Source organism: Sphingobium psychrophilum, from assembly GCF_012927105.1.
Lineage (GTDB): Bacteria > Pseudomonadota > Alphaproteobacteria > Sphingomonadales > Sphingomonadaceae > Sphingobium > Sphingobium psychrophilum.
The window spans coordinates 1-14072 of sequence record NZ_JABBFV010000024.1 but is presented as its reverse complement, the minus strand read 5'-3'; the positions used below and the strand labels follow the sequence as shown (position 1 = coordinate 14072).

General features: G+C 65.3%; 14 protein-coding genes. 3 read left to right on the top strand and 11 right to left on the bottom strand.

All coding sequences use genetic code 11. The features are described from left to right. Positions 1 to 97: 97 nt before the first annotated feature. The 3 genes from HHL08_RS21515 to HHL08_RS21505 all read left to right on the top strand — a co-directional run bounded on the left by HHL08_RS21515 (position 98) and on the right by HHL08_RS21505 (position 2201). Positions 98 to 1570: an aldehyde dehydrogenase family protein gene (locus tag HHL08_RS21515; protein ID WP_328804723.1), complete on the top strand. Its 1473-nt coding sequence runs from the start codon at positions 98 to 100 to the stop codon at positions 1568 to 1570. Between the two features lie 65 nt (positions 1571 to 1635). Next, positions 1636 to 1923 carry a CopG family ribbon-helix-helix protein gene (locus HHL08_RS21510; RefSeq protein ID WP_169575011.1) on the top strand — a complete coding sequence of 96 codons (288 nt, stop codon included), beginning with the start codon at positions 1636 to 1638 and terminating at the stop codon, positions 1921 to 1923. Further along, positions 1920 to 2201 (top strand): type II toxin-antitoxin system RelE/ParE family toxin, encoded by a 282-nt coding sequence (locus HHL08_RS21505; RefSeq protein ID WP_169575010.1) that lies wholly within the window; start codon positions 1920 to 1922, stop codon positions 2199 to 2201. Before HHL08_RS21510 ends, HHL08_RS21505 begins: the two co-directional genes overlap by 4 nt. Positions 2202 to 2210: 9 nt before the next feature. On the opposite strand, the gene HHL08_RS21500 is transcribed toward HHL08_RS21505, so the two are convergent. From HHL08_RS21500 to HHL08_RS21450, 11 genes are all read right to left on the bottom strand, one after another. Then, the gene (locus HHL08_RS21500; protein WP_235955214.1) at positions 2211 to 3356 is read right to left on the bottom strand and encodes an NAD(P)/FAD-dependent oxidoreductase; all 1146 of its coding nucleotides are present in this window, start codon (positions 3354 to 3356) and stop codon (positions 2211 to 2213) included. Then, positions 3353 to 4726 (bottom strand): FAD/NAD(P)-dependent oxidoreductase, encoded by a 1374-nt coding sequence (locus HHL08_RS21495; protein WP_169575009.1) that lies wholly within the window; start codon positions 4724 to 4726, stop codon positions 3353 to 3355. The genes HHL08_RS21500 and HHL08_RS21495 overlap by 4 nt, the downstream gene beginning before the upstream one ends. Then, positions 4708 to 5013, bottom strand: a complete 306-nt coding sequence (locus HHL08_RS21490; protein WP_169575008.1) for a (2Fe-2S)-binding protein — start codon at positions 5011 to 5013, stop codon at positions 4708 to 4710. The genes HHL08_RS21495 and HHL08_RS21490 overlap by 19 nt, the downstream gene beginning before the upstream one ends. Beyond that, the gene (locus HHL08_RS21485) at positions 5010 to 6833 is read right to left on the bottom strand and encodes an ABC transporter ATP-binding protein (protein WP_169575007.1); all 1824 of its coding nucleotides are present in this window, start codon (positions 6831 to 6833) and stop codon (positions 5010 to 5012) included. Before HHL08_RS21485 ends, HHL08_RS21490 begins: the two co-directional genes overlap by 4 nt. After that, positions 6830 to 7657 (bottom strand): ABC transporter permease, encoded by an 828-nt coding sequence (locus HHL08_RS21480; RefSeq protein ID WP_169575006.1) that lies wholly within the window; start codon positions 7655 to 7657, stop codon positions 6830 to 6832. Before HHL08_RS21480 ends, HHL08_RS21485 begins: the two co-directional genes overlap by 4 nt. After that, the gene (locus tag HHL08_RS21475; protein ID WP_206378033.1) at positions 7654 to 8634 is read right to left on the bottom strand and encodes an ABC transporter permease; all 981 of its coding nucleotides are present in this window, start codon (positions 8632 to 8634) and stop codon (positions 7654 to 7656) included. The genes HHL08_RS21480 and HHL08_RS21475 overlap by 4 nt, the downstream gene beginning before the upstream one ends. Next, positions 8634 to 10175 (bottom strand): ABC transporter substrate-binding protein, encoded by a 1542-nt coding sequence (locus HHL08_RS21470; protein ID WP_235955213.1) that lies wholly within the window; start codon positions 10173 to 10175, stop codon positions 8634 to 8636. Before HHL08_RS21470 ends, HHL08_RS21475 begins: the two co-directional genes overlap by 1 nt. Continuing rightward, positions 10175 to 11461 (bottom strand): NAD(P)/FAD-dependent oxidoreductase, encoded by a 1287-nt coding sequence (locus HHL08_RS21465; protein WP_169575004.1) that lies wholly within the window; start codon positions 11459 to 11461, stop codon positions 10175 to 10177. The genes HHL08_RS21470 and HHL08_RS21465 overlap by 1 nt, the downstream gene beginning before the upstream one ends. Positions 11462 to 11468: 7 nt before the next feature. Further along, entirely contained in the window at positions 11469 to 12137 is a 669-nt protein-coding gene (locus HHL08_RS21460) for a haloacid dehalogenase type II (RefSeq protein WP_169575003.1), read from the bottom strand. Positions 12138 to 12373: 236 nt separating this feature from the next. Beyond that, positions 12374 to 13300 (bottom strand): 2-hydroxyacid dehydrogenase, encoded by a 927-nt coding sequence (locus HHL08_RS21455; RefSeq protein WP_169575002.1) that lies wholly within the window; start codon positions 13298 to 13300, stop codon positions 12374 to 12376. 100 nt (positions 13301 to 13400) lie between these two features. Further along, positions 13401 to 13940, bottom strand: a complete 540-nt coding sequence (locus HHL08_RS21450) for a TonB-dependent receptor domain-containing protein (RefSeq protein WP_328804729.1) — start codon at positions 13938 to 13940, stop codon at positions 13401 to 13403. Positions 13941 to 14072 lie beyond the last annotated feature (132 nt).

The following is a 14072-nucleotide window of genomic DNA, read 5'->3' as shown; positions in this document are numbered from 1 at the left end:
TTTGGAAGATTATCGCGCACATTTTCCCGTGCAACTGCAACAAATGCCGCGACGCGCGCCTATTTTATCAGAATGTCCGTATGAAGGAGATTATGCCGTGACCGGTTTCGACCCCGATCAGATCAGCCTTCCCCAGGCGAATAATTTCATCGGCGGGCGCCGCGTCGCCGGGCGCGGACCCGCGATCATCGTGCGGCGGCCATCCGACGGCCGCATCCAGGCCGAACTCGACAGCGTCGATGCCGACCAACTGGTCGAAGCCGTCGCCGATGCACAGCGCGCCTATAAGCGCAGCGGCTGGGCGCAGACCGACCCCCGCGGCCGGATGAAGGTGATGCGCCGCTGGGCCGACCTGATCGAGGCTGACGCCGCGACACTCGCCCCGCTAGAAGCCCTGGGGTCCACCCGGATGCTCAAGGAAATCAACGCCTGGGATTTGAGCTACACCGCCGAAACCATTCGCTTCTTCGCCGAATGGGCGGACAAGGTCGGCGGCGAAGTCGCGTCCACCACGCCCGACAAGCTCGGCCTCACCATCACCGAACCCTATGGCGTCGTCGCCGCGATCGCGCCGTGGAACCTGCCGCTGGTCATGGCCGCCTGGAAGATCGCGCCCGCCATCGCCGCGGGCAACAGCATCGTCCTCAAACCCTCGGAAATGACGCCCTTCAGCATCGTGCGCCTGGCCGAACTGGCGATCAAGGCCGGCCTCCCGGCAGGCATCTTCAACATCGTGCAGGGCGACGGCCGCTCGGTCGGCGATCCGTTGGTGCGTCGCCCGGAAGTGGCAAAGGTCACCTTCACCGGCTCCACCCGTACCGGCGCTGCGATCATGGCGGCCTGCGCGCAAACCGGGCCGAAGCCGGTGACGCTGGAACTGGGCGGCAAAAGCCCGCAGATTCTCTTTGCCGACGCGGACCTCGACAGGGCATCTGCCCTCGTCGCCCGCGCCATCACCTTGAATGCAGGCCAGGTCTGTGTCGCCGGATCGCGCCTGCTGGTGCAGGACACAGTCGCGGACCAGGTGATCGACCGCCTCGTCACCGCCTTCAATATGCACCGGTCGGGCCCGACCTGGGCGGCTGATACCACGCTCGGTCCGATCATCTCCGAAGGCCAACTCGACCGCATGGCCGGCATCGTCGGCCGCGCGACCGCGGCGGGTGCGCAAATCCTGACCGGCGGCGGTCGGGCGACCGCGCCGCAGGAGGGCAGCTATTTCGCACCGACCCTGCTGACCAACGTCGATCAACAGAGCGAAGTCGTACAGGGCGAAATCTTCGGCCCGGTGCTGACCGTCCAGACTTTCGCCGACGAGGAGGAGGCCTATGCGCTGGCGAACGACAGCGACTATGGTCTTGCCGCGGGCGTCCACACCGGCGACATCGGCCGCGCCCTGCGCGCCACCCGCGCACTGGAAGCCGGCACCATCTGGGTCAACCGCTACGGCCGCAGCAACGACTTCATCCTCCCCACCGGCGGCTACAAGCAATCAGGCATCGGCAAGGATCTCGGCCGCGAAGCCTATATGGCGAACCTCAAGACCAAGGTGGCATTGATTGAATTCTGATATTGGGCATGGGCGCTCCATGTGTTACATTGCACATCACATACAACACATGGAGCGCCCATGCCGTGAATGAGGCAACCTTCACCTTTCGCGTCGATCAGGAACTCAAAGGCCGCTTCGCCCGCGCCGCCAAGGCGCGGGATCGCACCGGCGCACAGTTGCTGCGCGATTTCATGCGCGATGTGGTTCAGCGTGAAGAACAGGCAGAAAGCCATGACGCCTGGTTTCGCCGTCAGGTCGAAATCGGGCAGGCATCGGCGCAGGCGGGCCATATGATCGCGGGCAATGATGTCGAGGCGCATTTCGCCGCACGTCGCGCCGCCACCCTGCGGAAGCTAGACGAGACGCAATGACGCTGCACTGGACGGCGGACGCCGTCGAGGATCGTAACGCCATTTACGATTATGTTGAAGCCCGCAGCCCGCGCGCCGCGATGAGCCTCGACACCCTCTTTTCGCAAATGGCTGCCGATCTTGCCCGGCATCCCGCCATGGGCCGACCCGGCCGCGTACCGGGCACGCGCGAATGGGTGGTCCACCGCAACTATATCCTGATCTATGACCAGACCGATACGGACGTCCGCATCCTGCGCCTACTCCACGCCGCGCGCCAATGGCCGCCGCGCCGTTGATCCACGCCGTTATCCCGCCGCAAACCGCTCGATCTGGTACGGCCCCATCGGAATATCCGTCCCGCCCTTGGCGATGATCTCGGCCATCGTCTCGCCCACGCCCGGCCCGATCTGGAATCCCGACCCCGAAAAGCCGAAAGCATAGTATAGCCCGCTGGTCGTCGCGCTTGGTCCCATTACCGGCTGGCTGTCGGGCATATAGCCTTCGATGCCGGACCAGACCCGGATGATATTCAGCTTCCCCAGCGACGGTGCCAGCCGCCGTATCTGCTTTAACTGGCTCAGCGTATTCTGCGGCTCGACATAGGCGCGATACTGGTCGGGGAAGGACGGGCCGCGCGTACTGCCGCCCAGCACGATGTTGCCGCGCGCGACCTGGCGGAAATAGACCGTCTCCTCCTCGATCGGCGTCATCACGCCGACCGCAGGCAGGATCGCATAGGGCACCGGTTCGGTGACGCTCATGTTCGGCCCGCGCGGCACGATCGGCACCGGCTCGCCGAACTGCGACGACAGCGCATTACCCCATGCCCCCGCCGTAATCAGCAGCGTCGGCGCGCGGAACGTCCGCCCGTCCGCCGCCGTGACGATGAAATCCTCGCCGACCTTCTGCGCGTCGACAATCTTCGTATTCTCATGGATCATCGCCCCCAGCCGCTCTGCCGCCCGCGCAAAGGCGGGCGCGGCAAGGCGCGGATTGGCATGGCCATCGGTCGGCGAATAGGAACCGGCCAGCACGTCCGGCCCGAAAAAGGGAAATTTGTCGCGCAGCGCATTGCCGCTCAACAATTCCAGGTCCAGCCCTTCCGCGCGGGCCTGCGCCGCATACTCCTCCATCGACCCGACCAGTTCGGGCCGCTCGCGATAGCAGACCCGGATATGCCCGGACTGGAGATATTCGACATCCGCGCCCAGCAACTCGCGCGACCGCCGCCAGATGGCGATGGCGCGATTGGCCAGCGGCAGCTGGTGAATCCCGCGCCCCTGTCGCCGGACATTGCCGAAATTGGTGCCGCTCGCCTGCCGCCCGATCAAGTCGGCTTCCAGCAAAGTGACCGAAATCCCATGGCCGCGCAGGAACAGCGCGGCGGATGATCCCATCAACCCGCCGCCCACGATGATGACGTCGCTGGCCGCGCTCATTGCCCCGCTCATGTCTCGTCTCCAATCGCGATAGGCAGCGGCTTGACCGGCGCCTGCCCCCGCAGGCGGCCGACCTGCTCGATCGGCACGCCGCTTTCCGCCGCGATCAGCTCGGCCGCGGCCAGCCCGCAATAGCGCCCCTGGCACCGGCCCATGCCGACCCGGCTGAACGCCTTGGCCCGGTTCGCTTCCTGCGCGCCCGTCTCGCGCATCACGCCGCGCAGGTCGCCCGCCGTTACGCCTTCACAGCGGCACAATATGGCGTCGTCTGGTAGGACCGCGGCCTGGGCCGACGGCCAGGGGAAAGCCCTGGCCAGCCCCCGCGCGAACTTTGCATAATTGGCCACGTCCCCGCGCAGCGACGTCATCTCGCCCTTGTCCACCGGCAGCCCCAAATCGGCCAAAGCCGCCAAAGCCGCCAGCCGTCCGCTCGCCTCGGCCGACCGAGCGCCCAATATCTTCGCGCCATCGCCGGCCAGATAGACGCCCGCCACGCTCGACCGCCCGTCGCCGTCGCGCTCAGGCAACCATTGCCGCGTCCCGGCATCGAAGGTGAAGGCGCAGCGCGCCAGATCGGCCAGTTGCGTCTCCGGCCGCAGATGATGGCCTATCGCCACCGCGTCGCAGCGAACCGTCTCTTCCTTGCCCGAACCGGTGCGAAAACGGATGCCGCTTACCCCGCTCTCGGCATCGCCCATGATCTCGACCGGCGTCACGCCCAGATGCACCGCCACGCCCGCGCGCTTCAACGCTCGCGTCAGCGCCACGCCGTTCCACAGCACCGACGGCATCGCCAGCAGGTCGGGCAGCGCCTTGACCCGCGCGCTGAACGGCGACGTATCCAGCACCGCCGCCACATCCGCACCGGCCTCCACATATTGGCTCGCGACTAGATAGAGCAAAGGCCCCGATCCCATCAACACGACTTTGTGCCCGATCGACACCGCCTGGCTCTTGAGCGCCACCTGCGCCCCGCCCAGACTGTATGCGCCCGCAAACTGCCATCCCTTGACCGGCATCAACCGATCGGTCGCGCCCGTGCAGAGCAGCAGCGCGTCGAACGGCATAGCCTTCTGAACTGTCCCGCTCGCTGTCCACACATGGCCGCCCGCGATATTCCATACCAATGTTTCGGGCCGATAATCGATCGCGCCCTTCAGCCCGTCGAACGTCTCGTGCAGCACCTGCGCCCGTCCGGCCTCGGTGCCATAGAGTTTGGCATAGGGACGGGTGAAATTGTCCGGCTGGCGGCGATAAATCTGCCCGCCGTCGCGCCGTGCCTCGTCGATCACGATCGGCCGCAGCCCCGCCGCGACGCAGGCCTGCGCCGCGCGTGTCCCCGACGGGCCTGCGCCGACGATAATTATACGTGGTTCGGCCATGACGCCCCCGGCTGGCTGGTGACGATGCGCTGGCCCGACGCGGCCAGGGTGGAACAGGCGCGCAGGCGGTCGCCACTCTCGGTCCATACCCAGCAATCCTGGCACGCGCCCATCAGGCAGAATCCGGCCCGCTGCTCCGGCCCGAACTCGCTTTGGCGCAGCGTGCCGCCCGCGCTCAGCAGCGCGACCATCAACGTATCGCCCTCCAGCGCCGCGACGGGCGCGCCATCGACATGCAGGGTGATGGGCGGGCGATCAGTTTCGCCCAGTCGAACGAACCGGCTCATAACGGGATCAAACTTTCATCTCCATGATGGCACAATATGCGGCTGGCCCCCGCCGATCCCTTATCCAGCCCATGGCGGGGCGGCGGGGTGATGTTGCACAGGCCGTCCACCCGCGCGGCGCAGCGCGGCAGGAAGCGGCAAAGATCGGGATGGTCGCCGGCCGCACCGATCGGCGGTGGCGCAGCGCCGGCATGGCTTTCCTCCAGCCACCCCGCGCGCATTTCCGGCACCGATCCGATCAGCAGGTCGGTATAGGGGTGGAAAGGGGCGGTGGCGAAGGCCGAACGCGGCCCGGTCTCCACCATCGTCCCCGAATAGAGGACCAGGATATCGTCGCAAATCGCCCGCACCGTCGAAATATCATGGCTGATGAACATCGTCGCGATGCCTAGCTCCCGGCGTAATTCCGCCATCAGCTCCAATATGGCCGCACCCACCACGGTATCGAGCGCCGATGTCACCTCGTCGCACAGGATGATCTGCGGGTCGGCCGCCAGCGCGCGGGCCAGGTTGACGCGCTGCTTCTGCCCGCCCGACAGCCCGCCGATATTGCGGTCGATCAAACTGGCGGGCAGGCGAATGAGGTCCAGCAGTTCCAGCACCCGCAGATGCGCGGCATTGCCCTTCAACCCGGCATAGAAGGCCAACGGCCGCGCCAATATCTGCCCCACGCTGTGTGCGGGATTGAGCGCCGTATCGGCATTCTGGAACACCAGTTGAATACGGCGAAACTGCTCGCGACTGCGCCCGTCCAGCCCCGGCGGCAATGGCTCGCCGTCCAGCAGCACCTGCCCGCTCGCAGGCGGCAACAGCCCGGCGATGACCCGCGCGATGGTCGATTTGCCCGACCCGCTTTCCCCGATCACGCCCAGCGTACCGCCACGCTCGATCGTCAGGTTGATGTCGCGCAGCACCGGCACGCGCGGCAATCCATCCTTGCCGATCTTGCCATAGCCGGCCGTCACATTGCGGATTTCCAGCAGCGGCGCGGCGGCGGGCAGGTCCGCTTTGGCCGGGATCGGCCGGATCGCCGGGCGCGCCGCGGCCATCAGCGTGCGGGTATAATCATCGGCCGGCGCGTGGAGTATTTGCGCCGCCGCCCCGGCCTCGCGGATGCGCCCGTGATTGAGCACGACGATCTGGTCAGCCATCTGCGCCACCACGGCCAGGTCGTGCGACACATAGATGGCGGTCGCCCCGCGCTCAAGCACCACCGCCTTGAACGCGCGCAGCACCTCGATCTGCGTCGTCACGTCCAGCGCTGTGGTCGGCTCGTCCAATATCACCAGTTCGGGGTCGGTGATCAACGCCATCGCCGCCATCAGCCGCTGCAACTGCCCGCCCGACAATTGATGCGGATAACGCGCGCCGATCGTGTCGGGGAAGGGCAGGGCGAGCGCCCGGAACAGGTCCACCGCCTTCCTCTCGGCGGCGGCGCGCGACATCAGGCGATGGATCATCGCCGGCTCGACCACTTGGTCCATGATCGTGCGAGACGGGTTGAAGGCCGACGCGGCGCTCTGCGCGATATAGGCGATACGGTTGCCGCGCAGCTGCGCCAGCGCGCCGCGATCCAGCTTGGTCAGTTCAGCGTCACCCACGCGGATCGACCCGCCCGCAATCGTCGCCCCCGGCCGCGCATGGCCCAGCAGCGTCAGCGCGATCGTCGTCTTGCCCGACCCGCTTTCCCCGATCAGCGCCAGCACCTCGCCGCGCTTCAGCGCGAAATCGATGCCGCTGACGATCGGAAATGTCTCGCCCGCTGGATTGCGCGCGGTCACGACCAGGCCCTGCACCTCTACATGCGGTCTATCGCTCATCGGCCTTTCCCCCGTCCCGGCAGCGCGTCGATCAGCAGGTTCACGCCCACCGTCAAAGTCGCGATCGCCACCGCCGGTGCCAAAATCGCCAACGCCCCTTCGCCTAGCCCCGAAATATTCTCGCGCACCAGCGACCCCAGATCGGCGTCCGGCGGCTGCACGCCCAGCCCCAGGAAAGACAGGCCCGACAGCAGCAGCACGATGAACACGAAGCGTAAGCCAAAATCGGCCAGCAGCGGGTGGATCATATTGGGCAATATTTCGGTGATCGCGATATGGAACCGCCCTTCGCCCCGCGCCCGCGCCACCTGCACATAATCCATCTGCGCCAGATTGACTGCCAGCGCACGGGCGATCCGGTAATTGCCCGGCACATAGGTAATCGCGGCGATCAGCAGCAACAGCGGAAGCGACGATCCAAACGCGGCGACCAGCACCAACGAAAATATCTTGGATGGAATGGAAATCAGCATGTCCATGAAGCGCGACAGCGGCTCATCCACCTTTGCGCCACCTACGGCCGCCGTCAGCGCCAGCGCGGTGCCGGTCGCGCTCGCCAGCAGCGCGGCGGCGGCGGCCAGCCCCACCGTGTAGCGCGCGCCTGACAGCAACCGGCTCAACACATCGCGGCCCAGATAGTCGCTGCCCAGCCAATGCGCCGCAGATTGGCCGTCGAACACGTCATAGGCGACGAAGGCACCGACCGGATAAGGCGCCAGCATCGGCCCGAACAGCGCGACAGCCAACCAGAAGATGACCAGCACCAACCCGACCTTGCCCGACATAGGCAGGGCTTTTGCCCGCTTGAAAGCAGCACCCATCATTGCGCCCGCAGCCTGGGATTGGCCAATATCGCAGTGACATCCGCAATCAGCATCAGGAGGAGATAGGCCGCGCAGAAGATCATGGCGCAGGCCTGCAACAACGGCATGTCGCGGCTGGTGACGGCATTGACCATCAAACTCGCAAGCCCCGGATAGTTGAAGATCGTCTCTACGATCACCGCCCCGCCCAGCAGGTAGGACAGGCTCAATGCCATCGCGTTGACGATCGGCGCGATCGCATTGGGCATGATATGTTTCAGCACCACCTGCACCGGCGCGACGCCCTTCAGCACTGCCATCTCGACATAGGGCCGGTCCATCTGGTCGATCACCGCGGCCCGCGTCATCCGTGCCATCTGCGCGATGACGACGACGCTCAGCGTCAGGATCGGCATCGCGACGCCGGGCAGATACTCGCCCCATGTCATGTCGTCGGACACCAGAGCGATCGACGGCAACCAGCGCAACTTCACCGAAAAGATCAGCACCGCGATCGTCGCGACCAGAAATTCCGGCACCGCCACCATCGACAGGGTGGCGATATTGAGCGCCCGGTCAATCCGCCCGCCGCGGTTCATCGCAGAGCCAATGCCGATCGCCAGCGCCACCGGCACCGCCACCAGCGCGGTCAGCGCGGCCAGCAGCAGGCTGTTGGGCAGGCGCTCGGCAATCACCTCCGCCACCGGCATGTTGGCGACCATCGACTGCCCCGGATTGCCGCTGACCATGCCGCCCAGCCAGTCGGCGTAACGGACATAAGCGGGCCGATCCAAACCCATCTCATGCCGCAAAGCCGCAATCTGTTCCGCCGTCGCACTCTGACCCAGCGCTTCCTGCGCGGCGTCGCCGGGCAGCAGCTGCGCGATGACGAAGATCGTCACCGACACCAGCAGCAGCGTCAGCAGCGACGATGCAAAGCGCTGGGTCGTCAGCGTCAGCGCGGCCTTCATGCCGCTTTGGGAGGATGCGCCCGCCATCAGCCTTCCCACCACACATGTTCGGCGAATTGATAGCCCATCAGGCCGCCCAGCGAGACAGGATACAGCCCCTTCAATCGCCGGTCATAGCCGTCGATCAGGCTTATGAACACCGGGATGCCGACCCCGCAATGGTCATGGACCAACCCCTGCATCTCGCCATAAAGCTGCTTGCGCCGCGCCTGATCGGCTTCGCCCCGCGCCTCCAGCAACAGCCTGTCGAAGCGCGGGTTCTTCCATCCGCTCTCGTTCCACGCCGCGTCGGACTTGTAGAAGAGGCTGAACAGCAGGTCGGCGGTCGGGCGCGGGTTCGTGTTGCCGAAGCCCAGCGGATGCTTCATCCAGTGGGTCGACCAGTATCCATCGCCCGGCACCCGGTTGACCGCCAGCTTCAACCCCGCGCGCGACCCATATTCCTGCAAGATCGACGCCATGTCGACCGATCCGTCGGCGGCGGGCGACGCATAGACCGGCAGGCGCACGCCCGTCAGGCCTGCGCGTTGCAAATGCCATTTCGCCTTGTCCAGATCGAGCGACCGCTGCGGCAGGTCGGCGCGATAATAGGGGTGGAAGGGCGGAATCGGCTGGTCGTTGGCGATCGTCGCATAGCCGCGATACAGCGCCCGCTTGATCAGCGGCCGGTCGATCAGATATTGCATCGCCGCGACGAAATGCGGGTTGCCGGTCGGCAACTGCCGCTGCTGCATGATGAGGTTGGTGTAGAGGCCCGACTGGGTTTCCAGCAGCGCATGGGCGCGCGACGCCATGATCCGCTTGGTCGATCGCGGATTGACCGCGATCACCAGATGGACGTCGCCCGACAGCAGTGCATTGACCCGGCTGACCTCATCGGGAATCCCGATTAGCTCGATCTCGTCCAGATAGGGCTTGCCCGGCTTCCAATAATTGGGGTTGCGCCGCGCCAGCGTCCGCACGCCGGGCCGAAATTGCGCACACAGATAGGGGCCGGTTCCGTTGGCCGTCCGAAAATCGCGCGTCCCGGCCCGCAGGATCAGGAAATGGGACTGCGCCAATATGGTCGGCAAATCCGCATTGGGTCCGGTCAGGCGGATGGTGAGGTCATGCCGCCCGGTCGCCTTGACCTGCGCGAACTGCTCGGCGATCTGCGCCATTTTGGAGCCCGTCGCCGCATCCTTGTGCCGCAGCAGCGACCACACGACATCGGCGGCGGTCAGGTCCGCGCCGTCATGGAATGTTACGCCCTTGCGCAACCGCACATGCCAGGCGATCTGGTCCGTGCTGTCCATCCGCTCGGCCAGTGCCGGCCGCGCGATCAACTGCCGGTCCAGCACGGTCAGCCCGTTATAGAACATATAATGGCGCACATAGTCGGTCGACAGCGCGCCCTTGGCCGGGTCCAGCGTATCGGCCGTAGAACTGGACAGGCTGGCGACGCGAATGCGTCCACCCCGGCGCGGCTTGGCGGCGGCCAGCGCGCCGTCGGGCAGCAGCAGCCCGGCGCCAATGCCAAGCCCCGCGCCGATCAAATCCCGGCGGGAAAAGGGCGACATGGCATCCATCAATGGATCACATCCTGCCATTTATACCACAGGCCAACCAGCGGCAGGAACCACGGCTTGCCGAAATGGCCCGGCACGCTCGGCCAATCCAGCCCGGCCCACGGGTTCGCGCCCGGCTCGCCGCTGATCACGCGGGCCATCTGTTGTCCCATATAAGTCGCCATCTGCACGCCATGGCCGCTATAGCCCATCGAATAATACAGCCCGTCCGTCTCCCCCGCGCGCGGCAGCCGATCGGCGGTCAGGTCCACCATCCCGCCCCACACATGATCGATGCCCACGCCCTTCAACGCCGGGAACATCTCGGCCATGGCGGCCTCCAGGATCAGCCCGCTTTTCGCATCCGACCGCGGATCGCTGATCGCAAAGCGCGCCCGCCCGCCGAAGATCAGGCGGTTGTCGGGGGTCAGGCGGAAATAATTGCCGATATTCTTGCTGGTCACATAATTGCGCCGCCCTGGCAGCAATCGGTCGATCAGCGCATCGTCCAGCGGCTGCGTCGCGATGATGAAACTGCCGACCGACACGATTCGCCGACGGAAGAAACCAAACGGCCCGACGGCAGGCGCGCCGCCGGTGGCGACCAGCAGCTGCTTCGCCGTCACCGTCCCGCGCGAAGACGTCACGCGCCACCCCTGCGGCTCGCGCTGGAAATCGCTGACGTCGGCCTGTTCGTAAATCAGCGCCCCGGCCCGCGCCGCCGCCTCGGCCAATCCCATGCCAAACCGCGCGGGATGCACCTGCGCGCTCGTCGTCTGGATCAGCCCGCCGTGGAAAGCGTCCGACCCCACTTCGTCGCGGATGCGGTCGGGCGGCACCAGTCGGACATTCTGATCCACTTCGGCGGCCAGCAAATCATGCGCCCGAACCAGCTTGTCATAATGGGCCGGCTTGGCCGCCAGCTTCATCCGGCCGCAGCGATTGAAGTCGCAGTCGATGCCCTCCTCACGCGCCAGCCGCTCGACCGTATCGACGGCATCGCAATGGGCGCGATAATAGGCCTTGGCGATGTCCTTCCCGAACCGGGCCGACAGCGCGCCATAATCCTGGGCCGTGCCATTATTGCACTGGCCCCCGTTGCGACCCGAAGCCTCGCCGACGACGCGCCCCTTCTCCAGCAGCACGACACGCGCCCCGCGCTTGGCGAGCGCCAGCGCGGCGGACAGCCCGGTAAAGCCGCCGCCGATGATGGCGACGTCCGCCGAACCATCGACCCCGCCCTCCGCCCCGCCGGTGAAGGCGGGCGCGCTGGCGAGCCAGTAGGAGAGGGGGGAGGGCGCGGCCATTATTCGATCAAAGACCCACGACCGCCGGCAGGCAACCGATATGGGGGATTTCAACATCGCGATAGAAGGGGTTGGACGGCTCATGCCCCCGGCCCACGAACACGCGGCAGCCGAAATGCAGGTCGGTCGCCGTATTCTGGTCATAACGGAAGCTGGACGATACGTGCATCATATCCTCCGGGTTCGCGCCCAGTTGATCGAACATATATTCGAACGCCTGCATCCGCGGCTTATACGCCTGCGCCATCTGCGCGGTATAGACCGCGTGGAAGGGCGCGCCCAGCATCGCGACATTATGATGGATCTGCTCGTTCATCGCGTTGGACAGGATGACCAGCGGGATCTTGTCGCCGATCTGGCTCAGGCCGCCGGCGACATCGTCATGCGGACCCCAGGTCGGCACCGCGGCATAAACGGCATCGGCATCGGCTTCGTTATAGGCGACGCCCCATTTCTCGCACGTCCGGCGCAACGAATTGCGGATAATCTCCTGATAGGGTTCCCACGGTCCCATCACCTGATCGAAGCGGTATGCGCCCCAATCCTTGCAGAAAGCGGGCAGCTTCTCCGCATCGATGCGATTGGCCATGAAGGCGCTCGCCATCTCCGTCATGCGGAAACGGGTCAACGTGCCATAGCAATCGAAGCTGATATATTTGGGCCGGAAATTGGGCATCGGCGAAGCGTCCTTTGCGGGTTCTACAGGTGGCCGCTGGGGCCGTGTGACAACAGCATTACGACATGGCTGCACCGGAACATGAAGCCCATTTTTTAAAGGCGGGCGCAGATTATAGGCTTTTATCAACATGCATTCGGCATAGCCTGCCGTGATCGATCACGCCCATAATTCCGGCAGACTATCCGCCTCTGACGGCTATCCTTTCGGGCTGGCGCGGCATGGCATGTCGCGCGTCAATAGCCCCGGTCGCGCGCGACTTCGCCGTCCATCGGCTGGCCGTCGGCAAAGCGCCGGATATTGGCGATCAGCGCGCGCGCCGCGCCATCCGGGCGGGTCATGCTGGCGACATGGGGCGTCAGCATTATGCGCGGATGCGCCCAGAAAGCGTGCCCGGCCGGCAGCGGCTCCGGCTCGGCCACATCCAGCACCGCGCCCGAAACATGCCCGTCCTCCAGCAACGACAGCAGATCCTGCTCCACCAGATGCCCGCCCCGCCCGACATTGATGATCGCCGCCCCGCGCGGCAATTGCGACAGCGTATCCCGGCACAAAATGCCGCGCGTCTCGTTGGTCAGCGGCAGCAGGCAGATAAGGATGTCGCAGCCCGCCAAAAATCCTGGCAGCCCATTTTCGCCCGCATAACAATCGACCCGGTCGATGGCATGGGCCGACCTGCTCCATCCCGACAGCGGAAAGCCGAACGGCCGCAATGCGCCCAACACCGCCTGGCCCAGATTGCCCAGCCCCATCACGCCGATCCGCCGCTCGCCCGCGGGCACCAGCTTGATCGGTGCCCAGCGGCCTTGGCGCTGCGCGATGCCATAATCGATCAGGTTCCGGTGCAGCGCCAGCACCGCCATGGTCGCATATTCGACCATCCCCGCTACGATCCCCGGCTCGATCATGCGGACCACCCGGATATGGGGCGGTAGCGCGTCCATGTCGAACTGGTCGATCCCCGCACCGATCGAAAAGAGGATGTCCAGATTGGGCAGGCTGGCGATCAACGCGGCCGACGGTGCCCAGGCGGCGAGATAGCGGATCGCCGCGGGATCATGCGGCTGCGACGGATCGACAAAAGCGATGTCGGGTGCTTCTTCGGCGAAAATCGCACGCCATACGCCGCCACGGACGGGATCGGATGTGTAGAGCAAACTCATATCGCGCGACCTTACAGGAAAAAGGCCGCCGACGTCCCCAGGGCTTGGAGGGGGGAACGTCGGCGGCCGATCGGAGCCTCGCGGCCCCGAAGTCAGTCGATCAGAAGTTGAAGCTCGCCCGCACCGTGAACGACCGCGGCGTGCCCGGCTGGACCCACAGCGCCGAATAGGAACTGGCATAATATTTCTTGTCGAACAGGTTGTTCACGTCCGCCGACAGCTTGATCTGCTCGGTGATGTTGAACGACCCCAATATCTTGGCGATGGTGTAGCTCGGCAGATAGAAATTCGCCGCCGTCTGGCCCAGGCGCTTGCTCAAATGGGTCACGCCCGCGCCCAGCATCGCCTCATGATCGCCGATCGCAAAATTCTTGAACAACAGCATATTGGCTTGATGCTTGGGGATGTTGATCAACGGATCGTTCTTGAATACCCCGGCGGAGCCATAGTCGTCGGCCCAGCCTGCGTCGGTATAGGCATAGGTCGCGAAGATTTCGAACCCGGCAGGCAGCTTGGCGTTGACGTCGAACTCCACGCCCTGGCTCTCGGCCGCGCCGACCGCCACCGACAGGCCGGTCAGCAGATCGGCGGTCAGGACGTTGCTCTTCTTCATCTTGTAGAGCGACAATGTGCTGGTGATTTTGCCATCCGTGTTGCCTCATGAAGCGATGTTCCCGAGCGGCATAGCCATTGCCTCACGTAAATGCTCCCTACAGGAGATCACCCTCACGGACTATTCCTTGCGCGACTGGGGGCCGCGCAGCGGAGCCGG